We start from the raw sequence: 25,157 nt of genomic DNA, 5'->3' as shown, positions 1-25,157 counted from the left end.
TCATGAGGATCCAAAACAGATAAAAAACCGGAAGAAATGAAAAACTTTAGTTGGGGACACGGTGTAGTTATTGCATTATTTGCATTCATTGTTTTTATATTATCCATGCTGTTTCTTTTCCCGAACGGGCAGAAGAACTCTGAAATGGTAACCGATAATTATTACGAAGAGGAACTTAAGTATCAGGACGTAATCGATGCTAAGAAAAGAGCTGACGACCTGCAGGAAAAGCCTGTATACAGCCAGGAAAAGAATGGAATTAAAATTACTTTTCCAAAAGAATACGACAATACCAATACTACGGTAAAATTTGTTTTAAACAGAACCGACGACCAGAATTTAGACATAAAAAAATCTGTACAGCTTGATGCCGCTCATTCTATTTTTATACCGGGACAGGTATTAAAAGTGGGAAACTATACTTTGAGACTGATGTGGACAAAAGACAAAGCAGACTATAGAATGGATTATGATGTGATATGGAAATAGGACTTATTTTATCGGCAATTGCTTTGGGATTTGCTTCCGGTTTTCACTGTATCGGAATGTGCGGACCTATTGCCTTATCGATGGGATTGACTAAAAAACAGGCCACCAATTTCTATCTTCAGAATTTAACCTATCAGTTCGGCAGGATTTTCACGTACTCTTTATTAGGTGCCATACTGGGAATTGTAGGGGAAGGTTTTGAAATGGCAGGCTTCCAGCAGTATCTTACGATCGTTGCAGGGATCCTCCTGATTATTATGGCTTTGTTTTCGTTTGGCGGAAAAGATTTTGCCTCTAAAATTCCTTTTCTTTCTAAATTTCTCTTTTCAGTAAAGTCAAATTTAGGAAGACTTCTGCAGAAAGCAGATTACCGCTCACGCTTTACAACCGGACTTCTTAATGGCTTTCTTCCGTGTGGAATGGTTTACATGGCTCTTACAGCCAGCCTGGCAGCCGGAGGAATATGGCAGGGAGCCTCATATATGGCTTTATTCGGACTTGGTACACTTCCATTCATGTTTGCAGTAGTTCTCGCCGGGAATCTCATGAATCAGGCTTTTAGAATTAAAATTTTGAAAGCAGTCCCTGTGATTATGATTATTTTAGGGGGATTATTCATCCTGAGAGGCCTTGAACTGGGAATTCCTTATATTTCACCGAGAGCTGAGGCCATGACAATTTCTAAAGATCATAACGGTAACTGCCACATTGAAGGACACGATCACAGCTCGACCAACTGTCATTAATACAATTTACTGAAAATTTCAAATCTTAAAAACATTTGAGAATCCCCGAAAGGTAAAATTTCAAAAGACAAAATTGAATAGGTAGGGAATAATTACAATATTTTTCAAAAGTATAGCCTCAAGACTGTGTACAACAAGAAAGCCGGACTAATAAATTCAGGCAAAATTTCACCAACGGGATTATCCTAGAACTATTTTATAGAAAGATTTAGTTATACTGAATAGTATTTAAATAGATTATTCATATATTTTTTGATAACACTCTTTTATGAGGAAGGTAGCTTAGATTATAAAAAGGTTAAAATACTGCTATTAAAAGTCAGTTTCCAATAACAGCCTATGTTGATAATAGTCTTACTTTTATAATAAACATTTTTATGAAATAGCAGGAATAAAATTGAAAAAAATATGATAAGTCTGGACCTTCCACCACGATCAGCCATCATTTAAAACTATTAAAAAGCTTTTTGTTTAAAATTCGTTTTACTATTTACACTAATTACCTCATGTCTTTATTATCCCATGCCCAAAGTATTGATTCGGCCACACGCCAGACAACCATGAATACCCTTGGGCTTATTGGCGGTACTTCATGGCATTCAACAGTTGAATATTATAGTTACATCAATCAGACGGTAAATACCCGTTTTGACAACAATACCAATCCACCTCTGGTATTGATTAACCTTGATCAGCATCATATCCATCAGTTGCAACAATTGGGCAGATGGGATTCAATAGCAAACATTCTAACCGATGCATGCAGACGTTTGGAGAAAGCCGGTTCCAAAGCAGTACTTTTTTGTGCCAATACGCCTCATAAAGTATATGATGAAGTACAAATGCACAGTGCAATTCCCATACTGCATATTGCTGATGCCACTGGAGTTGCCGTTAAACAAAAGAATTTACATAAAGTTGGGCTGATTGGAACAATATTTACCATGGAAGAGCCTTTTATTGCTAAGATTCTTAAAGACAAATACCATATAGAGGTTATTGTACCGGATAAGAAAGAAGATAGAACTCAACTTCATGCCATGATACAAAATGAATTATCGCTAGGCATCTTAAACTCTGAAACAAAGAGATATATTCTAAATCAGATAGCCCTATTGAAAGCCAGAGGATCCGAAGGCATAATATTGGGCTGCACTGAGTTCCCTCTCATCATAGGAGAAAAAGATTTAGATATCCCCGTATTTAATACCACTTTACTTCATGCTCAAATGGGAGTAGATTTTATTTTGCCACTACCTCAATAAATACATCCTTGTCTCCAAACATATAATTATATACAATTTTAGAATACATCGCTAAAAAATACGGTAAACTCAAATTTCATATAAATAATTAACAATCAATGATTTATGAATTTTTGAATAAATTCATATTTGATTGATTATCAGCATATTAAAAAAACATTAACAAACACATTAAAATACTCATGAAAAAGAATACCCAATTCCTCTCCATCTTTTACGTCATGCTATTTGTTGTCATCACCTCATGTATGGCCAAGAAATCAACGCCCCAAAATATGAAGCAGGCTAATTTATTAGTCAGTTATAAGACATTAAGAATAAAACCTAGCGAAGCCGACCCACGAGTACATGCTTGGGATAGCGTGCATGTGGTGTATTATGATTCGAAAATAAAAAACAACAAAATATTATTGTGGCTCACCGGCACGAATGGTTCGACAAAAAATGTTCCAGCTAAATTTTTTAAAACCGCGCTTGACCAGGGCTATAGGGTTGTTGCACTTTCTTTTATGAGTACTCCTGGCGTATCACAATTATGCGTAGGCAACAGATTAAAAGATGATGCAGACTGCACAGCTCAGTTTCGTAGAAAACGCACTTATGGAGATAACAACTTCTCGGGCATTCCAGATCAGCCACAAGATGCCATTATCCCACGCTTGGTAAAGCTATTGCAGTATTTATCAAAAAATGATAAAGAAGGCCATTGGTCACAATATTTGGACGATCAGGCAGGTAAACCTGCTTGGAATAGAATCGCCATAGCAGGTCAATCACAGGGTGGTGGAATGGCTGAATATATTGCGCAAAATGAGAAGGTATCACGAATAATCAGTTTTTCCGGAGGCTGGGATTACAGTGATTCGAAAAATAAAAAGATTGCCGGTTGGTATGCTCAGAAATTCACTACTCCATTAGAAAATCTATATGCAACGTATCATACCAAGGAAGCTGCAGCTAAAGAATTAGCAGAAATATGCCAAACAATTCATATCCCCAAAGATCATTCATTCGCGTTAGATCAACCCCTTTTAACAGAAAAGAACAATGGTTCAAATCCTTATCATGTAGAAGGAATTAAAAATCCTGTCTATAAGCCTGTATGGATTAAAATGCTCGGCTCTGGGCTTTAAATAAAATTTAAAATTACAATAAAAATATTATGAAGAAAATCATAAGTGTATTGTTTGTTTTATCTATTGCTCTTTCAAGTTATGGACAACAGGTTACCTGGCAAAAGACACTACAAGTAACTAAAACAGATACAACGAACACAGAAATAACACTGGACGATATTTTTGTAAATAAGAAGTATGTACCAGCCTCGTATAAAACACCTGAATGGATTGGGAAAGGACATAACTATCTTGAGATCAGAACTTCGTCTAAATATCCTGGCCATCCGGGTGTAAAGGAGCTATGGCTTATTGATCCTATCAAAGGTAAAGAACAATTGCTTGTTCCGGCTGATAAACTTATTCCCAAAGGCGAAAGCTTACCCTTAGTTTTTAAAACTGCTAAATTAACCGACGATATGAAAGCCGTAGTGCTTAATGGAGCAGCCGTTGGTAAAGATGCACAAAGAAGTGAATCCTGGTTTTTAGATCTTAGCAGCTGGCATTTAGCCAAGATAACATTTGGCGGAAAGGCCAATGGAGTACGAAATATTTTGGTTTCACCCGATCTGAAGAAAATTGCCTTTTGCAGGGATAACAATATCTATGTTGAAGATATGGGAACCGGCCTTTGTAAGCAACTTACAACAGATGGATCAAAAACTGTCATTAATGCAAATTCATCGACAGATTTTGCACCCGTACTTAATGTCCAAGGTTTTAAATGGAGTGAAGACAGTAAGTTTATTGCGTATACTCAATTTAATGTTGAAGGTGTAAAAGATCTCATCATCATCAATAATACCGATTCGCTATATCCTTCTATAACAAAACAACAGTATGTGAAACCAGGAGAAGAACTTCCGGCGTGTAAGGTTGGCGTTTTAGAGATTGAAAGCAGCCACACAAATTGGTTTGAAATTCCCGGAGATACAAGAAACAATTACATTACCTATTTTGATTGGAAGCCATCTTCGAACAAGCTTTTTATCCAACAATTAAACCGGAAACAAAATACCGTAAAGCTATATGCGGGAGAGATAAGCGGAAAAACTGAGCTGATTTATCAAGATGCTGATAGCGCCTTTTTAACGCCTGGTGAAATGTATTGGATCGATGAGGGAAAGAGTTTTTTGTGGACCAGCGAGAAAAGTGGCTGGCGACATATTTACAAAATAAGCGCTGATGGCAAGAATGAAGTTGATTTAACCAAACAGCCTTTTGATGTTGATGAAATAACCGGACTGGACTTAAAAGATAAAATCGTTTATTTCCTTGCCTCACCTACCAATGCAATTTACAGGTACTTATATAGTATGAATACAGATGGAAAGGGTAATCCTAAAAAGCTTAGCCCCGATCAGTCTGTGGGTGTGAACAACTACCAGATTTCAAATGATGGAAAGTATGCTTTTCACAATTTTTCCAATATTAATACACCTTCGGTAATCAGCTTAGTCAGTCTGCCTGATCATCGTCAGCTAAAAATACTAGAAGATAATAGTAAGCTAAAAACAGCATTAGCCAATGTTCACTGCAGTCAGGCTAAGTTCCTAAAGATTGATATTGGCAACGGAGTTATACTGGATGCCTGGCAGATTTTGCCTCCTAATTTTGATCCGACAAAAAAATATCCTTTGATTTTCCACGAGTATAGTATGCCGGGCAACCAGACAGTACAAGACAAATGGTTAAATGCAAATAATTACATGTGGTATCAAATGATGGCCCAGAAGGGCTTTATCGTTATGAATATAGATGCCAGAGGTACACCATCATTGTATGGCAGGGAGTGGCGGAAAGTTATTTATGGTAAGCATGGTATTCTTCCGTCAGATGATTTGGCCAAAGCGACAAAGAAGCTTATTGCCGATTTTGGTTATATCGACAAAGACAATATAGGCATTTTTGGTTGGAGCGGAGGAGGAATGATCAGTTTGCTTCAAATACTGAGATATCCTGATATTTATAAGGTTGCTATTCCGGGAGCCTATTTAAGCAGCAGCCGGCTGTATAATGCCGGATTTACGGAACGCTTTTTAGGTTTGCCACAGGATAATCCAAAAGCTTATGATACCACGGCTGCCCTCAGCTATGTAGATGGTCTTAAAGGCGATCTGCTCTTAATGCATGGAACTGGTGATGATAATGTAAACTATCAGAGTACCGAAGTATTGATAAATAAATTGATCGCAGCCGGCAAAAAATTCTATGTTATACCTTATCCGAACAGAAATCATGGTATGACAGAGGGCGTAAATACCAAATATCATCAATATAGTATGTACACCTGGTTTTTTACGGATCACTTAAAGCATAAAAATTAACAATCTGTCTTAAATTTAAATAAAAAGCCGGCATCAGACCGTTGAAAATTCTGATGTCGGTTATGATCGTGATATAGTAAATTTCAGTTTCTTTTTGGTTGGTATCTGTTTTGTAATATATAAGAAACACTAAAAAATTTCAGCAATGATTAAACAGATAAATTTTTTATGGGCCGCCATTCTTTTTATGGTTCTGCAGTCCTGCTCTATCAATACAGAAACCACTTATTATAAAGACGCTGCAACCAGTATGAAGTCTAATATCCTGATGGATAAAAATGTAATGGGAATGATGAGCATGATGGGGTCAGATCCAAAGAAACTGAGCGACCTCGATAAGCTGCCTACTGACTGGACAAGTCTTTATAATGTTCAGAAACATGGAAAAGTAACTCTTAATGAAGATTCGGCAAAAGTGTTGAAAAAAGTTTACATGAAAGTGGATAAAGACAAGAACGAAATTATTGGCCTTTCCCTTAAATATGATAAACTTATGCCTTCAGAAATCACCCAGCTTTTAGCCAGCGACAAGCGTCTGAAGAAAATACCTTTACAGGACATTGCAGTCTGGGATGGTAAATCTCTGACTATTAATACTGATAAATTTAATTCTGATGGCATTCTCAAAATGCTGGAAGAAAAAGAATCAGAAGAAAAAACAGTTCCTAAAACCAAAAGCGATTCTATAGAAGCCTACGGAAAACAGATGGCTTCAGGAATGGCGGGAATGCTCAGAATGTTCAACCTTACCTTTACCAATACCCTGAAATTCCAGAAACCGATCAAAAGTATTGAGGGAAAGCATGATTTTGTAAAGCAGGTTGATAATAAGACAGTAGAGATTATGGTAAGATCCAATGATCTTGTAGACGGCAAAAATCTGGTGAATAAAGATAAAAAAGTGATTATCACTACTGAATAATTCAAGTTTTTTAATAATCAAGAATAATCCCCTTCCAAGACTGAAAGGGGATTATTTATTGTATAGAAATTTATTCTAGTTAATCAGATCGAATCTTGCATATTCTGCAATTTTCTTAGGAATTCTGATTCCTTCTTCTGTCTGGTTATTCTCCAGCAATGCAGCCATAATTCTTGGAAGAGCCATTGCAGAACCATTCAGAGTATGCACCAGCTGAGACTTCCCGTCTGTTTTGAATCTGCATTTCAGTCGGTTCGCCTGGAAAGTTTCAAAATTAGAAACAGAGCTTACTTCCAGCCACATTTCCTGGGCCGCGCTCCATACTTCAAAATCATAGGTCATCGCAGAAGTGAAGCCCATATCTCCACCGCAAAGTCTCAATACTCTAAACGGAAGCTCAAGATCTGTAAGGATCTCCTTGATATGCTCTACCATTTCTTCCAGTGCAGCATAAGAGTTTTCAGGCTTTTCAAGTCTTACAATCTCTACTTTTTCGAATTGGTGAAGACGGTTCAGACCTCTTACATGAGCTCCGTAGCTTCCCGCTTCTCTTCTGTAACACTGAGAGAAAGCCGTATTCTTGATAGGCAGATCTTTTTCCTCCAGCAATACATCACGATAAAGATTGGTTACAGGAACTTCTGCCGTTGGAATCAGGTACAGATCATCCAGGCCAATGTGATACATCTGCCCTTCTTTATCAGGAAGCTGCCCTGTTCCATATCCTGAAGCTTCGTTTACAACGTGAGGGGGATTGACCTCCATGTAGCCTTTTTCAACGTTTTTATCCAAGAAATACTGAACAAGAGCTCTCTGAAGTCTTGCTCCTTTTCCTAAATAAACAGGGAATCCGGCACCGGCAATCTTCACCCCAAGCTCAAAATCTATCAGGTTATATTTTTTGGCAAGTTCCCAGTGAGGGATTGCTCCTTCTCCAAGTCCTTCTACATCATGAGATTGAAAAATATTCTCATTGTCTTCTGCAGACGCTCCGCTTTTCACTAATTCAAACGGAACATTAGGAATCTGATATAAAATATCCAGTAAAGCTTTTTCTGTTGCATCTAATTGGGACTGCAGTTCTTTACTCGACTCTTTGAATTGTGCTGTTTTAGATTTTGCAGATTCCGCTTCTTCTCTCTTTCCTTCTTTCATCAAAAGTCCAATTTCTTTGGAAATTTTGTTGACCTCGGAAAGCTGGGAATCTAATTCAAACTGGATTCTTTTTCTTTCGTCGTCAGCAGCGACAGCATCGTCTACCAACCCAAGATTCTTGAATTGTCTTTTTTTAAGACCTTCTAAAACGCGTTCTCTATTATCGCGCAAAAAATTGACTTGTAACATTTTATTGAGATGTTAAATATTAGATGTTAAACTTAAAAGCTAAGCTAACAGTTTTGCAAATTTAAATTATTTTATGATAGTAATGGTATTTATAGCATTGGGTGCATCTGCAGCTTTGGTAAATACAGTCTGATTATTGTAACGCACCTCCGAAACCTGGAATACCGAAGGTGTCCAGCGGTATTTGATCTCCATAGAATCAATGGTTGTTATCACCACATTATTCTCAGTTCTTCTTAAGGCAAATGCAAGTTTGGAGTGATAAGTTCTGTTATCGGGACTTATTGAATCCAATGTTCTTCTTTTTGCTCCCCTCAAATATTCAAAGTAATATAGGGAATCTGTGGTCACTTTAAGGGGCACGGATACCGGAGCCACATCCGCAACACCAAAAACATCATTCACGGCATAAGAAGAATAGGATCCGGTCTTTTTAGCATTCAACAGATCCTGTCCTGCACTGTTTTTTATATAGATGTTCAGGACCTGATCAATTCTCTGTAAAGAATCGTCATCGCTTCCGCAGCTAACGAATGCAAAAAGCACAAATAATAATCGAAAAACCGAATTCTTCATAAGACAAAGGTAATAAAGATTTGTAATTAAGGAAGTTTCTTCAGATACAAAAAGAAAAAAATAAGGTAAAATAATCCTGATATCAGTATTGTTGATGTCATGGCAATACCCATTCCTAAAGTGCCATATACTGGTATCAATACATACGCAGCAACTGCAAGGAAAATAAGAGAAGCTATACCCACCCAGGTATTAATCTCCACTTTCCCGACTGCCGGAAGAAGATTTCCATAAAGATTTCTGGTTAACATTCCTAAATTGAATCCTATTAACAAAACCATCAGTAACTCCGAATTATCAACATATGCAGTTCCGAAAAAATATTTTAAAATATAGCGATCAAAAAGCATAAAGAAAATAAATATACCGATACAAACAGGTATAAATACTTTGTGAAAATTAATTACATAAGATTTTAAAAATGCTTTATTCTGATAGTTTTTAGAGAGCAACGGTAAATCACTTTGTAAAAAACTGATGGCTAAAAAGGTGATATTGGATGGTATCAGAATGGCAACACGGTAATTGGCAACAGCGCTTTCATTCATTAAAAACCCGAGCAAAAGAATGTCTAGGGAGAACAATGTGTCAGAAATAAGGGATGTTGCGGCTGTAAATGCACCATATTTCCACATTTCCCTGTAATTCTTAGGAATAAATTGATGAAATGAGTATATTTCTTTGTTAAGCCAAAATAATGAAAGATAGGGTGTGATGGCAATGGCGACCAGGTAGCCGTAAAACTTAAAGAAATAGGTGAGAATAAGAATTAAAATTAATCCTCCGATGTTAACCACATTATTAACTTTTGCAAATATCCTGTTCTTACCCGTAATCCGGTAAAAAACCTGAATATGGCTCACAAAATAAAATCCCCCCAATCTTACCACACAAAAACAAAAAATGATAAAGATATTTTCATATTTTTCGTAATAAAAAAGAGAAACACATAAAAATAAAATGATCAACAAGATTTCAAAGAACAGCCCTTTGAAAAAAAAGTAGGAAGAGATTTTCCGCTTTTCAGTTTCGTCAGGTGAAATTGATCCGAACCGCATTAAACTCTGTCCGCTTCCAAAGCCTGTAAACGGCATAAAAATAGTAAGTACCGAGAGGGCAATACTTAATACTCCGAATTCATTTTCAGAAAGCAGTCTGATCACCAATAAATTTCCAGCAAATCCACAAATTTTAGCAATCAGGAAGGATAAAAAAACGTAATGCCCGTGATTATTAAAAAAGCTTCTCAAAAAATCTTTCAAGCTTTTCATGAAACTAATTTTTTACAAATATTTTCATAAACTTCAGAAAACTTCTGTCCAATAATTTCTTCTGAAAAAGTATCTTTTGCATATTGAGCCAGTAAAGAAACATTTTCATTTTCAGCTTCTTCTAAAATTGTACTCATTGCAGAAAACAACTGCTCTTCATCTACTTTTGGAAGCAAAATACCTGCATTTTCAGGAAAAAATTCGCTGATTCCACCCACATTTGTTGATATCACTTTGAGACCGCAGGCAAATGCCTCTGCAATGACACAAGGCTGATTTTCGTCATCACTAAAAAGAATGAAACAATCGGATTTTTGCATTCGTTCAGCGACCTGGGCTATGGTTTGCATTCCAAAAATTTCTATGCTGTCTTCAGCTTTTGCACTTCTTACTTCCTCTTTTAATTGATCAATATTCCCATCTCCTCCCAACTGCAGCTTAAACTGATATCCTTTAGACAAGAGCTTTAATGCAACTTTTACTATTTTATCTGAGTTCTTTCTGGGGATCAAATTGGATACATGGATAAATGTAAACCCCAAACCGGATTTCACGATCGGCTTAAAAAGATTAGTATCAACCACATTGGGAATAACTTTCATTTCAGTGGTTATACCAATTTTCTTTAGTCCTTTTTCTAAATCACTGCTCACAGGCAGAATCTTCTCTGCCGAGTTCCCAATGATTTTTGCAATACATTTTGTAATAAAAGGAGTACGATGACGATTGACTTCTCTCAACGCTGTCCAGTGTTCAGTAATAACAAACGGAATTTTAAACTTTTTCTTCAGATAAACAGCAAAAAGCATAGAATTGTGCATCACGTTGGCATGTACCAAATCTGGTTTCTGCATTTTATGATAGCCTTTTTTATAGGCCTGCATTCTCCGTAAAAAATTCTGAACAGGATTTCCTGAGTTTTTATAATAAATAATACAGGTTCTGATACCGTTTATTACCTGATCATCCTCCAGAAACTTTTGTTGTTGATTAAAATCGCCAATGGCATGAACTATTTCAACATCATGTATTTTTGCCACAGCCTCAGCGTGGCGCTGAACAAAATTTCCATTCGTAGGCTCTATTTTATTGGGAAACCATGAGGAGATAAACAGTATTTTTTTCCTTTCCAAAATTTTATCTAAATGTATATTCTCATAAAGTCATTAACCGACCTTCAAATAATGCTTAAAATTAGTGAATTCCTATCTTTAATCCGAATAATTCTCAAAAATCTGTATATAATTAAAGAAGTAGCGTACGTCTAAAATACTTTTCGCAGGAGTAAATTCTGTGATTTATTTAGGTTCACAAACTGAGGATAATGTGATAATAGCAGCCGGTCCTATTGTTGCCAGAGATATTCCGTCCAATCTCAATTGTAATGGGAAATCCTCTAAAGTCATCAAACAAAAAAGAACCTTAGATTGAAGACTTTACAAAGACTGTTTTCAAAAGAAAACTCCCTGAAACTTCAATCTAAAATTCTGATCGATTGATATTTATATTCGTTTAAGCGATACCTGCCGCCCAGCTTTTTTCCAATGGCAGTAAAAAGTGGCTTAAAAAGTCCAGGTATGTATTTTTAGAAAAGTCAAAAACCCGGATGTCTTTTGGCAGTTCTCCGCTTCTCAGCTGGGATTTAAAATCCTGAAGTTTCAGCGTCTTTACTTCTCCGTCCTGTACAAAGCTGGCTTTCATTCTGTCGAAAAGTCCAAGCTGATATTCTTCATCAATTTCGCGCATGATCTTCCCTAAGGCATCAATACTGCAACCTGAAGCCATTTCTTTCTCTTCATCCACACACACCACGATAAATTGATTTTTTTCAATTTTAAAGGACGAGGAAAGCGGTTTTCCGTGTGCTGCCCAGGACGCCAGGAAATCAAAAAGTTTTTCAGTGATGGCTTTAGCTTCTTTGGTTTCAAAAGGCCTTGATGCCGGGTATATAATAACTCTGTAGTCGCTGGTTTCTACTATGCTGGATTCTTCAATTTTCATATCCTGTCAATTTTAAAGTATAAAATTAAGAAATATTCCTGATTTTATGATAAAGAAAAACCCAGACATGAGCCTGAGTTTTTACCTATCTTTTATGTAGTCTTACAGATCTTCAGCTTCTGCAAGAAGTTCTACAATATCTTTTACGGCTACTTCTGTATTTTTGTTAAAATGTTTTACACCGTCTGTCATCATTGTATTACAGAAAGGACATCCTGTAGCAATAACTTTCGGCTCGAAAGACAATGCTTCTTCCGTTCTTTCGATATTGATGTCTTTATTCCCTTTTTCAGGCTCTTTGAACATCTGTGCGCCTCCTGCTCCACAACATAGACCGTTGGTTTTGCAGCGCTTCATTTCTACAAGTTCTGCATCCAGCTTCTCAAGAAGGATTCTTGGTGCCTCATATTCGTTATTAGCTCTTCCAAGATAGCAAGGATCATGGAAAGTGATCTTTTTTCCTTTAAAAGCACCTCCTTCTATCTTCAGCCTTCCTTCTTCCATTAATGTCTTAAGGAACTGGGTATGATGTACTACGTCAAAATGACCTCCTAAGCTCGGATATTCATTTTTAAGGGTATTGAAGCAATGAGGGCATGCTGTAACGATCTTTTTTACTTCATAAGCATTCAGGACCTCAATATTAGTAAGGGCCATCATCTGAAAAACAAATTCATTCCCTGCTCTTTTTGCGGGATCTCCGGTACAGCTTTCTTCCTGTCCCAGAACTGCAAATTCAACTCCTATTTTGTTTAAGATTTTGCAAAATGCTTTTGTGATTTTTTTGGCGCGGTCGTCAAAACTTCCGGCGCATCCCACCCAAAATAAAACTTCCGGGGATTTTCCTTCGGCAGCATATTCTGCCATTGTTTTTATATTGAAATCCATTCTTTTCAATTTGAAAATGTGAGAATTTGGAAATTTGAAAATGAATTAAAAGTATAAATTTTCAAATTCTCAAATTGATTAATTAACTAATTTTCATTGGCCCAGTTCAGACGGTCTGCCTGGTTATACTGCCAAGGAGCGGCATTGTTTTCTACATTCGTCATCATCAGATTCAGTTCCTGGGGTGCAGCAGACTGCTCCATGACAAGGAATCTTCTCATTTCGAAAATAATAGAAAGCGGATCCAGCAGTACCGGACATGCTTCTGTACAGGCGTTACATGTGGTACACGCCCAAAGCTCTTCTTTTGTTATATAATCATTCAGAAGCTTCTTACCGTCGTCTTCGAATTTTCCGTTCTTGTCTATATTTCTTCCTACTTCTTCGAGTCTGTCTCTTGTTTTCATTAGGATCAGTCTCGGAGAAAGTTTTTTACCCGTGATATTAGCCGGACATACGGAAGTACATCTTCCACATTCTGTACATGAATAGGCGTTGAGCAGCTGGACCTGATTAAGGTCAAATACATCTTCCGCTCCAAACTTAGAAGGAACATCTGCAGCTTCTCCTTCAGCAGGAGCTGCATAAGGGTCAGCATTAGGATCCATCATCAGTTTGATCTCTTTGGTGACAGATTCAAGATTATTGAATTTTCCTTTTTTATCAAGATTCGCATACCAGGTACTTGGAAATGCCAGAATGATATGAAGGTGTTTTGAGTAATAAAGATAGTTCATGAAGAAAAGGATCCCCACAAAGTGAAACCACCATGCACTTCTTTCAACAAAAACCAAAAAGCCATTGTCAAAACTAAATACTTCCAAGAATGGAACAAACAGCATTTGACTAATCGGGAAAGAGCCTATATGATGAAAACCTTCTGCATTTCTTGCCTGTAAAACAGATTCCGAAGCATTCATGCTGAAGAAGGCTACCATTAGAGCAAACTCTATAATTAGGATCCAGTTGGCGTCGTTTTTAGGCCAGCCAAAAAGTTCTTTCATATTAAGCCTTTTAACTCCATAGAAATTCCTTCTGATAAAGAAAATAACGACTCCAATGATTACTAAAAGAGCCAACACTTCCAATGTCGCTGTAAAGAAGCTGTAGAAACTATTTCCGAAAACGGATGCCAAAAACCGGTGGGTCCCAAAGATCCCGTCAACAATAATTTCTATCAATTCAATATTGATGATCACAAAACCAACATATACAAAAAGGTGGAGAATACCGGCTACAGGACGTTTAACCATTTTACTCTGGCCCATTGCCACTCTGGCCATGGTTTCCCAGCGTTCAGCCTTTCTGTCGCTTCTATTGATTTCTCTTCCTAACCTGATATTTCTGTAAATCTTTTGCAGGCTTTTTGCAAACAGCCCGAATCCCGCAATTAATAAGATCAGAAAAATAATGTTATCAATGTACTGCATAAGGTGATTAGTCTTTATTATTCTTACCGAAAACCGAGAAATTGATGTATCTCTTAGGGTTTGCTTTCATGTCTTCAATCAATGAATTCAGGTTAGTGGAAGCAGAGTTCAGATTATTGTACAGCTGTTCATCCTTCATGAGTTTTCCTAAGCTTCCCTGTCCGTTGTCAACTCCTGCTATTACCTGATTAAGTTTTCCCACAGTAGCATCTAAACTGGCAATGGTTGCATTCAGTTTTTTAGTATCAATGCTTTCCGCAAGGTTCCCATATTTATCTAACGTTACCTTCCCGCTCTGCATGGTAAGGCTTGCATCATCAAGTACTTTCTGAAGTTTAGGATCGTTATGTCCTACAAGAGTATTCACACTGCCTGCTGTAGTTTGTAAAGCACCTACCGTCTTGTTAAGATTGGCAAGCAGGGCTCTGATCTCTTCTCTGTTTTGAGCATTAACCACCTGGTTTGCATTCGCCATTAAAGAGTCCACTCTGTACAGAACAGTCTGTAACTGGTCTTTAACAGGACCTACCTGAGAAGTAAGGCTTCCCAAAGTACCCAGTTTGAATGTCCCCTGTAGTGTATCTCCGTCTTTTGCAGTCTGACCGCCATACATAAGATTCACTCTCATTTCTTTTCCTGACATCAGACCGGGCTCAAAGATTTCAAGGGTTGAATTTTTGGAGAACTCGAATTTGTCATCCACCGTAATTTTCACTACAAAACTGATCTTTCCATCTTTTGCTGTCCTAGGAATAATCTTATCAACCTGACCTACTTTCAGACCATTGATGGAAACTGCGGATGACTGTGCCAGCCCTTCCACATTATCGTATTTTGCGTAAAATATATTATCGGTAGTAAAAAGACTTCTGCCTTTCATGAATTGAAACAATAACACAAAGCCTACAATAGCTATAAGTGCAATCACACCAGCTTTTAATTCTTTACTGAACTTCACTTGCTAAATTTTTTCTAATGAGCAAATATAACACATTTTAAATTAATCTTTTTCTTTATTGTTCTGCGTTAAATACAAAAAGCGGCAGAAAATTCTGCCGCTTTTATATCTGTAAAATTAATTTCTTATTGCTGCTGGTTTCCCAGTTTGTTCCAGATTTCAATTCTGTAATCTTTGATATCTGCATTATCCTGAAGGCTCTTCATCCAGGCCTGTCCGAACATACTTGCACTTCTCTGGGTAATAGATTCTGTAAACTGCTTAAGGTCACCCGGCTGCTTATTCACTGTTTCTGATTTTTTGATCAATACATAAACTCCTGTTCCTCCTTCAATAGGGTTGGAAAGTTTACCTTTTGCAACACCGAAAGCAGCACCTGCAACTTTAGGTTCCATAGCGCCGGCTACAGAAGGGTTAAGCATATTCACCTGAGCAGATTGTTTTGTTGAAGCAAACAGTTTTGCGATCTGGTCTAAGCCTGAAGCTTTAGCTCCGGCAATTTTATCAGAGATCTGTTTAGCTGCCAATTTATTTTTAACAATCACCTCGATCTGATCTCTCACAGATTCAGGATCTGCAAGACCTGCTTCCTGTTTACCGTTAAGGTAAGCTACAATTTTATCTCCTGTACCTTCTACAGTAAAGAATTCCGTATCTCCTTTAGCTCTTTTCTTATCGAATGCCCAAGCCAGGATTTCTCCGTCTTTATCTGTACCAAGTCCCTGAAGCTGTCCGTCAAATCTTTTAGCTGATTTTGGATTGAAGAACTGATAGTTCCCTTTTTTAGCAATATTCACGAAATCGTTGAAAGATTTCCCCTGAACCTGTTGAATAAATCTTCTTGCTTTCTTATCAGATTCAGCTTCCGTAGCATCTGAAGCCTTCACTTCTTTGACAAGGTTGGCTACTTTATAGCTCATTGCCCCTGCTTTTTTATCTTCAATATTGATGATGTGGTATCCGAACTGTGTTTCTACAACACCTGTAGCTCCTTTAGGATTATTAGCCAAATAAGTAAGGAATTCCGGAACAAAAGGAGTTTCCGGGGTAGTCCATCCTAAGCTTCCCCCCTGTGCTGCAGAGTTTGGATCGTTAGACATCTTGATAAATTCTGTAAATCTCGCAGGCGTTGCTTTCACAATAGCTCCGATAGAGTCTGCCAATTTCTTAGCCTGCTCTTTAGATCTTGTTACGCCTTGTCCTGCAGGGCTTCCTTTAAATGCGATAAGGATGTGTCTGGACAATGTAGAATCTGAAGTCTTTTTATCCAAAAGTTTCGACACTACATAGAAATTCTGCTCTTTGTAAGGACCAAAAGTCTGCCCGATAGCTGCAGTTGCAATCTGACCCTGGATTGCCTGAGGCAATTGGGCAGGTGCTGAATACTGATTATTGAAAGGCATATCAGAATTAGCCATCACGAACATAGAGTCGTTCTTTGTGTTCTGGAAATTCTCTGTTCCTCCGCTTGCATCCGTACCTCCTGAGAAAAGCTTATTGATTTCCTTCTGGGCCGCTGCATCATCTGCCGGGCTAGGTTTAGAAGGGAAATAAACGATTCCGATGTTTCTGCTAGGCTCTGCTTTAAACATTACAGGATGTTGCTTGATATAGTTTTCAAGGTCTGCCGTAGTAACGTTAATTTTTGTTTTCTGAAGGTAAGCAGCATAGTCGATCTTTACAAAATCGATGTCAGCCAGCTGATCTCTCTGCTTCATAAGCTCTTCAGCTTCTTTTTTACCAGTAGTGATTCCTGCAGAAATATTAGTAAACACCTGTCTTGCCATCAATCTGTATTCCACAGTTTTTCTGGTTTTCAGCCATTGGTTGTAGCCTTCAGGGTTGGTGTTTTTTAATGTTTCAATCTCTTTTTTAAGCTCTTGAGTTTTAAAATTACCTTTCTCATCAAAGAACTGTTGGTTTTGGGCAAACATCTGATCGTACTGGATCTGATTCCAGAAATAATCATCAGTCATTTCAAAGCCCAATTTCTCAAACTGCTGCTTGATAAGTTTGGATTGTACAAGTAACTGCCAAGCCTGCTCATCAAGACCCGTTTTTGGACGGCCCTGTTGCTCAGCCTGCTGCTGCAGTACGAAAAGCTGGTCATTGAACTCTTCGCGGGTGATTTTCTCACCGTTTACTTTTCCTAAAACATCAGGATTTTTTCCAAAAACCTTGTCGATACTGTCGGGATTTACCAGAAACGCTAAAAGCGCCAATGCGATCACTCCCATCAAAAGCCAAGGCTTACTCCTAATCTGTCCTAAAATTGCCATTTTATATATTATAGTTTTTTATCAGTTTGCGAAAATACACATTTTTAAGAAATTAGAGAAGCAGAACTCCTTTATTTTAATTTTTAAAATGAAAGATTATTAAAAAAAGGAAATTTTGACCATATTTTTTAGCAAAAAACAAATGGCATAGGTATTGTGCAATTTAGAGAACTATAATACGCTGCACGTTTTCAGCGCATATTGTAAAATATCATTTTAACGATTTAAAACGAAGATGACAATTTGTCATTTGATTAACTATGACAGAATTTGAAGATATTAGTTTAGAGGAAATGATCAGCGATGGGTTTGACATTGTAGCCGAAGAGATCAATCTTTCAGACTTTTCGGAAACTGATAAAAATTCCGAACAGAGAATATTCCCTATACTTCCCGTAAGAAATATGGTCATGTTTCCGAATGTGGTAATTCCTATTACTGCAGGAAGAAAAACATCGATACAGCTTCTTGAAGAAGCACAGAAAAATGGTGAGTTCATTGGAATCGTGAGCCAGAAAAACTCAGATTTGGAGCAGCCAGCCGAGAAAGATATGTACCAGACCGGCACATTGGCAAAGATCATCAAGATCATCAAACTTCCTGAAGGCAATATTACAGCTATTACCAAAGGTTTCCACAGATTTAAAATAAAAAAAATCGTAGAAAGCCAGCCTTATTTCAAAGCTGAAATTACAAAGCTGAAGGATTCCCGGCCAAAAAATAAGGAAGAATATGAAGCTTTGCTTGAGAATATCAAAGATTTGGCCTTGAAAATAATCGAGCTGGATCCTAATATTCCGAATGCGGCCAATTTTGCCATCAAAAACATCAATAACAATGATGATCTTCTGAATTTCATCTGCACCAATGCAAGCTTTCCTTCTGCGGAAAAACAAAAGCTTCTTGAGGAGAAAAGCCTCATGGAAAGGGCTAACAAGTGCTATGAAATGATGCATGAGGATTACAGAAAACTGGAACTGAGAAACCAGATTCATCAGAAAACATCAAAGGATCTTGACAAACAGCAGAGGGAATATTTTCTGAATCAGCAGATCAGAACTATTCAGGATGAGCTGGGAGGCGGCCCTGAAAGTGATGTCGAGGATCTCATCAATAAGGCAAGAAGAAAAAAGTGGAATCAGGAAGTGGAAGATCATTTCCAGAAGGAGATCAACAGGCTGCAGCGCCAGAACCCTAATTCTCCGGATTATAACGTTCAGAGAAATTATCTTGATTTCTTCACGGATCTTCCGTGGGAAACTTATACAAAGGATGTTTTTGATATTGCCAAAGCTGAAAAAACTTTGGATAAAGCTCACTTCGGACTGGAAGACATTAAGAAAAGAATTCTGGAGCACATGGCTGTTTTAAAGCTAAAAAACAATATGAAATCCCCTATTCTATTACTTGTAGGGCCTCCGGGAGTAGGTAAAACGTCTTTAGGAAAATCTGTTGCTGACGCTTTGGGAAGAAAATATGTAAGGTTATCTCTGGGCGGGCTTCATGACGAAAGCGAGATCCGTGGACACAGAAAAACATATATTGGAGCTATGGCAGGGAGAATCCTGCAATCTATCAAAAAAGCAGGCACTTCCAACCCGGTAATTGTTCTTGATGAGATTGATAAAATAGCGCAGGGCCTTCACGGTGATCCAAGCTCTGCCCTTTTGGAAGTCCTTGATCCTGAACAGAATAAATCTTTCTATGATAATTTTCTGGAAATGGGTTACGATTTGTCTAAAGTGATGTTTATTGCTACGGCAAATTCACTTTCTACGATCCAGACACCATTATTAGACAGAACGGAGATCATTCAGATCGCTGGTTATACGATGGAGGAAAAAACAGAGATAGCGAAGAGACATTTGATCAAAAAACAGCAGGAAGAAAACGGTCTGGATGCAAAATCATTCAAACTTGGAAATCCTGAGCTTAAACATATCATTGAAGCACATACATCAGAAAGTGGTGTAAGAACGCTGGAAAAAAGGATTGCCTCTATTGCGAGATGGGTTGCCCTTCAGACTGCTTTAATGAAAGAATACGATCCAAAGATCACTGTCGAAAAAATAGATGAGATCCTTGGTGTTCCAAGACCGAAAAGCCTGTCTGAAATCACTGGTGTACCGGGGGTTGTAACAGGTTTAGCATGGACCAGTGTGGGTGGAGATATTTTATACATTGAAAGTATTTTAAGCAACGGAAAAGGAAGTCTTACCATGACCGGAAACCTGGGTACTGTCATGAAAGAATCTGCAACCATCGCTTTGGAGTACATTAAAGCCAGACATGATGACCTGGGAATCGCGCAGGAAGATCTGGATAAGAAGAACATCCATGTTCACGTTCCGGAAGGGGCAACTCCGAAAGACGGACCATCTGCAGGTATCGCGATGCTAACTTCCATGGTTTCTTCATTTAAGAACAAGAAAGTAAAACCTCATCTTGCTATGACGGGAGAAATAACATTAAGAGGAAAAGTACTTCCTGTAGGCGGAATCAAAGAAAAGCTTCTGGCTGCAACAAGAGCAGGCATTAAAGAGGTGATCCTTTGTGAAGCCAACAGAAAAGATGTGGAAGAGATCAAAAAAGATTATCTGAAAAACCTGACTGTACATTATGTGAACAGAATGGAAGAAGTAGTTGATTTTGCGATCGAAAAATAATTAATAACATATCAACTCTCATAAGGAAACGCATTTCAGATTATTCTGGGGTGCGTTTTTTGTTATTAAGTCTGGCTACAAAAGTACAAAATAAGTAGGGATCAACTTTAAAGAAAACGCATACCACACGGCGCTATCATATGCCCTCTCTTTTAAAAAGAATTATGTTAATTAAACCAAAACCCACCTTTAATTAGACGGGTTTTCTTATTTTTATGCAACAGATTTGAAAAATTATGAATTTTCTTAGACTCCCTTTTCTTGTTAATCTTACACTTGTAGTTATTTCCATCATTGGCCTGGGTTACCTGTTGGCACTCGGACAGAGCATATTAGCCCCTTTCTTCTTAGCTTTTTTAATGGCTATGCTTTTTCTTCCTGCTGCCACTTTTATGGAAAGAAGATTAAGATTTCCAAGATCCATATCAACAATGACGTCGGTTTTTGTGATGCTGGCTATTTTATCCGGACTTATTTATTTTTTCGGATCCCAGCTTTCCGATTTCAGTAAAGATCTTCCTCATCTAAGGGAACAGGTGACGACCGTTTTCAGCAATCTGCAGCACTGGATTTCAAAAACATTCAATGTAAAGATAGATGAGCAGCTGGATTACATTAACCAGGGCTTGAATAAACTGCTTTCTTCCTCTGGAGTGATTCTTGGTTTTACATTTGGGATATTTTCAAGCGGTTTTGGCTTTATTGTATTTTTCACTCTGTTCTTTATTTTTATTTTGAATTACAGAAGGGTTCTTAATACGTTCATCGTAACCGTTTTTAACGAAAAACATAAAGCAAGCGTTCAGGAAGTAGTTAATGAGATCAGAATCATGACGAAGAAATATATTTTTGGGCTTTGTCTGCAGGTTCTGATTGTATCAGTTCTTTGCTCCATCCTCCTTACCATTCTTGGGGTAAAATATGCTATACTACTGGCTGTTCTTACAGGTTTGCTCAATGTAATTCCTTATCTGGGAATCTGTATTTCTCTTCTGATATCATGTTTCATTGCCTTTGCAACCGGTACGCCTTCCACCTGCATATATGTAGCTATCGGCTATATTGCCATACATATCATTGATGGAAATATTGTACTTCCGTTCGTTGTAGGTTCAAAAGTAAAGATCAATGCTCTGTTTTCTTTCATCGGAATTATTTTAGGCGAACATCTGTGGGGGATCGCAGGAATGTTCCTCTGCATTCCGGCTATTGCGATCATTAAAATTATTTTTGAAAGAGTAGACGGCTTAAAGCCATGGGGCAAACTGCTCGGGGAAGAAGAAAAGCCTAATAAAAAGAAAAAGAGTTATAAGATTTCTAAGAATATCACACTGAAGGAAATGGACTGATTATTGACAATGAGCAATTGGTAATGAGTAATGAATGATAATGTTTTAGTCATCATTTATTACTTACTGGCCTAATAAAAAAGCTGCCTCAAGTGAGACAGCTCCTATAGTTGATTTTATAGTGCGCACAATGGGCTCATTCCGCTTGGACACGTCTGGTTACACGGAATATATGCATGGCTATCAGGGCAATATCCCACATCTTCGCCACCACCACCTCCGCCTCCTAAGCAAGGATCTCCCGGTGGAATGATACACGGACAGCCTTCCGGTCCTATATCACAGACAGGAGGTTTTCCTCCGCCATGAACTTTCTTTAGACTCTCACGATTTAATTTTTGAAGTTTTTTCAGCATAATACGATTGTTTAGTTTTGATTTGTATAACAAATATATTAAATGAAATTACAAATTATTCCAAACATGGAGATAAATATGAAACATTAACAAATTTTAATAAAAATAGACTTACGAATAGCATTTTTGTTTTACATTTGATATAAAATCAACAATTATGAAAATCGTAAAATTTATCTTTGCCCTTCTTTTCGGGCTTATGTTTATCAATGCCGGATTAAACAAATTCTTTAATTATATGCCAATGGAAAAGCCAACGCCTGAGCAAATGAAACTTTTTGCAGCATTTGGAGAAATTCATTGGCTGATGCCTCTGGTGGGAATTGTAGAAGTTGTCGGCGGGCTATTATTTATTTTCCCAAAAACAAGAGCATTAGGAGCCATTGTCATTTTACCCGTAATGGTGGGAATTGTAGTTCACGTGTTTACAATGGACAAATCCACCATGGGAATGTCCATCGCAGGAGCTCTGTTCCTGATTAATCTTTGGATGATTATTGATAACAGGGAGAAATATAAGGCTTTGATTAGTTAGGAAGTTATTTATGAATGGTGAATAGTCAATTAGCTTCGGTGTCAATTTATATCCTGCGATATTCACCACTGACGATTCACCATTCACATTGAAGGATTATACAAATGCACTGAATCCTGTAATGGATCTTCCTACAATCAGTGAATTGATCTCTTTCGTTCCTTCATAGGAGTAGATGGCTTCGGCATCTGCCACGAACCTTGCTACATCGTATTCAAGAAGAATTCCGTTGCCTCCCATTACTTCTCTCGCTCTGGAAACAATATCCCTTGTTCTCAAAGTACAGAAAACTTTGGCCAGTGATGCATGCTCATCCTTTAAAATTCCCTCATCCTGCATCTCCGAAAGCCGGAAGACCATCGTCTGCATGGCAGTAAGATTGGAAAGCATTTCTACCAAATGCCCCTGGATCATCTGAAATGAAGCAATAGGCTTCCCGAACTGTTCCCTGGTTCTGGTATATTGCAATGCACTCTCGTAGGCTCCTCTTGCACAGCCTGTAGCCATCCATGCCACTCCTGCTCTGGTCATACGCAGAACTTTCCCGGTATCTTTAAATGAATTTGCATTCTGGAGACGGTTTTCTTCGGTCACCAGACAGTCTTTTAAAGTAATCAGTCCGTTCTGAACAATTCTTAATGCCATTTTCCCCTTAATCTTCTCTACGGAATAGCCCGGATTGTCTTTTTCCACAATGAAGCCTTTCACTTCACCACTGTCCAGGTCTCTTGCCCAGATAATGACCAGATCAGCAAATGTTGCATTTCCTATCCATTTTTTCTGCCCATTAAGAATCCAGCCTTCCTCTGTTTTTTTACAGGTAACGGTAAGACCGCCGGCCGCTCCTGAACCTACCTCAGGTTCTGTAAGGCCGAAAGCACCTATTTTCTCGAATTTCTGCATCTGCGGAAGCCACTTTTGCTTCTGCTCTTCTGATCCGCAGATATAAATAGATCCCATCGCCAGACCGGACTGCACGCCGAAGAATGTAGCAATAGAAGCATCAATTCTCGCCATTTCCATAGCAATAACACCTTCCATCAGAAAAGGCATTCCCGGACAGCCATATCCTTCATAGGTGACCCCACAGATATCCAGTTTCTGAAACTTTGGGATCAGTTCAAAAGGAAATTCGTCTCTAAGCCAGTAGTGATTTACGAGAGGCTTCACTTCTTTTTCCATGAACGCTCTTACTTTAAGCTGAATTTCGCGCTGTTCTGGGGTAAGTGTATGGTAAATATCATAAAAGTCACCATCAACAGGAGGAAGTTCTCGTTTTTCCTTATCAGGATCGAGCATTTTCATCATTCCGTTCAGCTGCTTATCATCCAATTTGGAAAAATTCTGCATCAGCCTGGGCAGATCAACTTTTTGAGAAATATCACTCAGCTGGTCAAAATCTATGGATCTGAATAATTCTATCGCGTTTCTTATTTTGGAAAAGGTATTTGACATAGTAATGTTTTGTGGGATTGATTTGTAAAAGTTAAGCAAAAACTGCTCCGAAAACAAGTCATTACAAGATGCTGTATTTTACAAAACATTCATTTACAATAAATTAAACAGAAATATTTATTTACAAACTTTTTGCAGCTGATTTTCAAATATTACAAAAGATCCTGACAGAACTTTGATCTGAGAAAACCCACAAAAATCAACGCTATGAAAACGACTTACATTAAATTATCATTATCCGCAGTACTTTTATTAGGTGTTTATTCATGTAAAAAAGGAGAAGCAACGGTGTCTTCTAACGAACTGGCAGACTATGCTGTGGCAGATTCGGCAGCAGCCACGTCAGACAGTATTTCATCCGCTGCAACCATGACTGTAAAAGATAAACAGTTCATCAAAACGGCAGACGTGAATATGGAAGTGAAAGATGTATATGAAGCAACAATTTTTATTGAAAAATCCGTTCAGGATCTTGGAGGATTTGTCACCCACAGCAATCTTCACAGTAATGTAATATCCGAGGACTCGTACAATACTTCCGCCAATGATGCCATGCTGGTCAAGAAATATCAAACGGAAAATGCCATGCAGGTACGTGTACCTACAGAAAAACTGAGCGAGCTTCTTGTGATGATCAATGATAAAAAGCTGTTCCTGAACTCCAGAATTATCAATGCTGAAGATGTAACATCCAACATCAGGTATGCAGAGATGGAAGGAAAAAGAATTAAAAAGACAGGTGAAAACATTGAACAATTAAAAACCAATAAAGACAAAGTAAAGCTGGACAACGACAATATGGCGGAAGGAAACTTGCAACAGCTTGCTAACATGGATACTACCGACAACATTAAATACAGCACGATAGACATTTTCATCAAGGAACCTAAACTCCGCATTGCAGAAATTGCCGTAACCAATACCAGGAATATTGATAATAAATATAAGTTCAACTTCATATACGACGCTAAAAATGCTTTTGTAGAAGGATTTTACCTGATTCAAAAGATTGCGGTGGGACTTATCACCATATGGCCGCTTTTATTGATCTTAACCACAGCTGTATACTTTTTGAGAAAAAGAAAACCGGCAAAACCGGAACATGCAAAAATTTCAGAATAGCAAAAATTCCTAACCAATTGGTTATCATCATAATTTTAGATTTTACAGACCTCCTTTTCCGGG

At 37.9% G+C, this 25,157-nt stretch carries 21 protein-coding genes; 10 read left to right on the top strand and 11 right to left on the bottom strand.

All coding sequences use genetic code 11. The annotated features are described in order from the left end of the window. Positions 1 to 36: 36 nt before the first annotated feature. The 6 genes from AC4IFE_RS06735 to AC4IFE_RS06710 all read left to right on the top strand — a co-directional run bounded on the left by AC4IFE_RS06735 (position 37) and on the right by AC4IFE_RS06710 (position 6,864). Positions 37 to 489 carry a FixH family protein gene (locus AC4IFE_RS06735; protein WP_490755810.1) on the top strand — a complete coding sequence of 151 codons (453 nt, stop codon included), beginning with the start codon at positions 37 to 39 and terminating at the stop codon, positions 487 to 489. Further along, positions 480 to 1,235 (top strand): sulfite exporter TauE/SafE family protein, encoded by a 756-nt coding sequence (locus AC4IFE_RS06730; RefSeq protein WP_490755809.1) that lies wholly within the window; start codon positions 480 to 482, stop codon positions 1,233 to 1,235. The genes AC4IFE_RS06735 and AC4IFE_RS06730 overlap by 10 nt, the downstream gene beginning before the upstream one ends. Before the next feature lie 506 nt (positions 1,236 to 1,741). Next, positions 1,742 to 2,500 carry an aspartate/glutamate racemase family protein gene (locus tag AC4IFE_RS06725; protein ID WP_490755808.1) on the top strand — a complete coding sequence of 253 codons (759 nt, stop codon included), beginning with the start codon at positions 1,742 to 1,744 and terminating at the stop codon, positions 2,498 to 2,500. 182 nt (positions 2,501 to 2,682) lie between these two features. Continuing rightward, positions 2,683 to 3,633, top strand: coding sequence for a BPSS1187 family protein (locus AC4IFE_RS06720; RefSeq protein ID WP_490755807.1), 951 nt, complete (start codon positions 2,683 to 2,685; stop codon positions 3,631 to 3,633). A gap of 29 nt (positions 3,634 to 3,662) precedes the next feature. Next, positions 3,663 to 5,942, top strand: a complete 2,280-nt coding sequence (locus tag AC4IFE_RS06715; protein WP_490755805.1) for a S9 family peptidase — start codon at positions 3,663 to 3,665, stop codon at positions 5,940 to 5,942. 145 nt (positions 5,943 to 6,087) lie between these two features. Further along, entirely contained in the window at positions 6,088 to 6,864 is a 777-nt protein-coding gene (locus AC4IFE_RS06710) for a hypothetical protein (RefSeq protein ID WP_490755803.1), read from the top strand. A 75-nt stretch (positions 6,865 to 6,939) separates the two neighbouring features. Here the strand turns inward: AC4IFE_RS06710 and serS are convergent, their stop codons facing one another. The 9 genes from serS to AC4IFE_RS06665 all read right to left on the bottom strand — a co-directional run bounded on the left by serS (position 6,940) and on the right by AC4IFE_RS06665 (position 17,611). Further along, positions 6,940 to 8,208, bottom strand: a complete 1,269-nt coding sequence (serS, locus tag AC4IFE_RS06705; protein WP_490755801.1) for a serine--tRNA ligase — start codon at positions 8,206 to 8,208, stop codon at positions 6,940 to 6,942. 66 nt (positions 8,209 to 8,274) lie between these two features. Further along, the gene (locus AC4IFE_RS06700; RefSeq protein WP_490755799.1) at positions 8,275 to 8,784 is read right to left on the bottom strand and encodes a hypothetical protein; all 510 of its coding nucleotides are present in this window, start codon (positions 8,782 to 8,784) and stop codon (positions 8,275 to 8,277) included. Positions 8,785 to 8,810: 26 nt separating this feature from the next. Next, a complete protein-coding gene (locus tag AC4IFE_RS06695; RefSeq protein ID WP_490755798.1) occupies positions 8,811 to 10,055 on the bottom strand; it encodes an oligosaccharide flippase family protein in 1,245 nt (414 codons plus the stop codon). Beyond that, positions 10,052 to 11,188: a glycosyltransferase family 4 protein gene (locus tag AC4IFE_RS06690; RefSeq protein WP_490755797.1), complete on the bottom strand. Its 1,137-nt coding sequence runs from the start codon at positions 11,186 to 11,188 to the stop codon at positions 10,052 to 10,054. Before AC4IFE_RS06690 ends, AC4IFE_RS06695 begins: the two co-directional genes overlap by 4 nt. A 379-nt stretch (positions 11,189 to 11,567) precedes the next feature. Next, positions 11,568 to 12,056: a hypothetical protein gene (locus AC4IFE_RS06685; RefSeq protein WP_490755796.1), complete on the bottom strand. Its 489-nt coding sequence runs from the start codon at positions 12,054 to 12,056 to the stop codon at positions 11,568 to 11,570. Positions 12,057 to 12,158: 102 nt separating this feature from the next. Further along, entirely contained in the window at positions 12,159 to 12,944 is a 786-nt protein-coding gene (locus tag AC4IFE_RS06680; protein WP_490755795.1) for a (Fe-S)-binding protein, read from the bottom strand. An 86-nt stretch (positions 12,945 to 13,030) separates the two neighbouring features. Then, entirely contained in the window at positions 13,031 to 14,374 is a 1,344-nt protein-coding gene (locus AC4IFE_RS06675; RefSeq protein WP_490755793.1) for a 4Fe-4S dicluster domain-containing protein, read from the bottom strand. Positions 14,375 to 14,381: 7 nt separating this feature from the next. Then, positions 14,382 to 15,332, bottom strand: coding sequence for an MlaD family protein (locus AC4IFE_RS06670; protein WP_490755791.1), 951 nt, complete (start codon positions 15,330 to 15,332; stop codon positions 14,382 to 14,384). Positions 15,333 to 15,457: 125 nt separating this feature from the next. After that, positions 15,458 to 17,611, bottom strand: a complete 2,154-nt coding sequence (locus AC4IFE_RS06665) for a peptidylprolyl isomerase (protein ID WP_490755790.1) — start codon at positions 17,609 to 17,611, stop codon at positions 15,458 to 15,460. A 260-nt stretch (positions 17,612 to 17,871) separates the two neighbouring features. Between AC4IFE_RS06665 and lon the strand changes: the two genes are divergently transcribed. After that, positions 17,872 to 20,277 (top strand): endopeptidase La, encoded by a 2,406-nt coding sequence (gene lon / locus AC4IFE_RS06660; RefSeq protein WP_490755789.1) that lies wholly within the window; start codon positions 17,872 to 17,874, stop codon positions 20,275 to 20,277. A 236-nt stretch (positions 20,278 to 20,513) separates the two neighbouring features. Further along, complete coding sequence (locus tag AC4IFE_RS06655) at positions 20,514 to 21,626, top strand: AI-2E family transporter (protein ID WP_490755787.1); 1,113 nt, start codon at positions 20,514 to 20,516, stop codon at positions 21,624 to 21,626. 116 nt (positions 21,627 to 21,742) lie between these two features. Here AC4IFE_RS06655 and AC4IFE_RS06650 read toward each other — a convergent pair whose 3' ends face one another. Continuing rightward, positions 21,743 to 21,982 carry a hypothetical protein gene (locus tag AC4IFE_RS06650; RefSeq protein WP_490755786.1) on the bottom strand — a complete coding sequence of 80 codons (240 nt, stop codon included), beginning with the start codon at positions 21,980 to 21,982 and terminating at the stop codon, positions 21,743 to 21,745. Between the two features lie 157 nt (positions 21,983 to 22,139). On the opposite strand from AC4IFE_RS06650, the gene AC4IFE_RS06645 reads away from it, so the two are divergent. After that, positions 22,140 to 22,517 (top strand): DoxX family protein, encoded by a 378-nt coding sequence (locus AC4IFE_RS06645; RefSeq protein WP_474924223.1) that lies wholly within the window; start codon positions 22,140 to 22,142, stop codon positions 22,515 to 22,517. Positions 22,518 to 22,613: 96 nt separating this feature from the next. Here AC4IFE_RS06645 and AC4IFE_RS06640 read toward each other — a convergent pair whose 3' ends face one another. Then, on the bottom strand, positions 22,614 to 23,972 hold the full coding sequence (locus AC4IFE_RS06640) for an acyl-CoA dehydrogenase family protein (protein WP_490755785.1): 1,359 nt from the start codon (positions 23,970 to 23,972) through the stop codon (positions 22,614 to 22,616). 207 nt (positions 23,973 to 24,179) lie between these two features. On the opposite strand from AC4IFE_RS06640, the gene AC4IFE_RS06635 reads away from it, so the two are divergent. After that, complete coding sequence (locus AC4IFE_RS06635; RefSeq protein WP_490755783.1) at positions 24,180 to 25,094, top strand: DUF4349 domain-containing protein; 915 nt, start codon at positions 24,180 to 24,182, stop codon at positions 25,092 to 25,094. Positions 25,095 to 25,157: the final 63 nt, after the last annotated feature.

The sequence above is a fragment of the Chryseobacterium sp. UF-81 genome, from assembly GCF_058245105.1.
Note: the sequence above shows the minus strand (reverse complement) of the source record. Positions and strands in the feature narration are given on the sequence as shown.

Coding starts and splice junctions, on each gene's coding strand:
- AC4IFE_RS06720 (WP_490755807.1), top strand. CDS start 2,683: ATGAAAAAGAATACCCAATTCCTCTCCATCTTTTACGTCATGCTATTT.
- AC4IFE_RS06695 (WP_490755798.1), bottom strand. CDS start 10,055: ATGAAAAGCTTGAAAGATTTTTTGAGAAGCTTTTTTAATAATCACGGG.
- AC4IFE_RS06665 (WP_490755790.1), bottom strand. CDS start 17,611: ATGGCAATTTTAGGACAGATTAGGAGTAAGCCTTGGCTTTTGATGGGA.
- AC4IFE_RS06685 (WP_490755796.1), bottom strand. CDS start 12,056: ATGAAAATTGAAGAATCCAGCATAGTAGAAACCAGCGACTACAGAGTT.
- AC4IFE_RS06715 (WP_490755805.1), top strand. CDS start 3,663: ATGAAGAAAATCATAAGTGTATTGTTTGTTTTATCTATTGCTCTTTCA.
- AC4IFE_RS06655 (WP_490755787.1), top strand. CDS start 20,514: ATGAATTTTCTTAGACTCCCTTTTCTTGTTAATCTTACACTTGTAGTT.
- AC4IFE_RS06735 (WP_490755810.1), top strand. CDS start 37: ATGAAAAACTTTAGTTGGGGACACGGTGTAGTTATTGCATTATTTGCA.
- AC4IFE_RS06700 (WP_490755799.1), bottom strand. CDS start 8,784: ATGAAGAATTCGGTTTTTCGATTATTATTTGTGCTTTTTGCATTCGTT.
- AC4IFE_RS06730 (WP_490755809.1), top strand. CDS start 480: ATGGAAATAGGACTTATTTTATCGGCAATTGCTTTGGGATTTGCTTCC.
- AC4IFE_RS06725 (WP_490755808.1), top strand. CDS start 1,742: ATGTCTTTATTATCCCATGCCCAAAGTATTGATTCGGCCACACGCCAG.
- AC4IFE_RS06635 (WP_490755783.1), top strand. CDS start 24,180: ATGAAAACGACTTACATTAAATTATCATTATCCGCAGTACTTTTATTA.
- AC4IFE_RS06640 (WP_490755785.1), bottom strand. CDS start 23,972: ATGTCAAATACCTTTTCCAAAATAAGAAACGCGATAGAATTATTCAGA.
- lon (WP_490755789.1), top strand. CDS start 17,872: ATGACAGAATTTGAAGATATTAGTTTAGAGGAAATGATCAGCGATGGG.
- AC4IFE_RS06675 (WP_490755793.1), bottom strand. CDS start 14,374: ATGCAGTACATTGATAACATTATTTTTCTGATCTTATTAATTGCGGGA.
- AC4IFE_RS06710 (WP_490755803.1), top strand. CDS start 6,088: ATGATTAAACAGATAAATTTTTTATGGGCCGCCATTCTTTTTATGGTT.
- AC4IFE_RS06645 (WP_474924223.1), top strand. CDS start 22,140: ATGAAAATCGTAAAATTTATCTTTGCCCTTCTTTTCGGGCTTATGTTT.
- AC4IFE_RS06680 (WP_490755795.1), bottom strand. CDS start 12,944: ATGGATTTCAATATAAAAACAATGGCAGAATATGCTGCCGAAGGAAAA.
- AC4IFE_RS06650 (WP_490755786.1), bottom strand. CDS start 21,982: ATGCTGAAAAAACTTCAAAAATTAAATCGTGAGAGTCTAAAGAAAGTT.
- serS (WP_490755801.1), bottom strand. CDS start 8,208: ATGTTACAAGTCAATTTTTTGCGCGATAATAGAGAACGCGTTTTAGAA.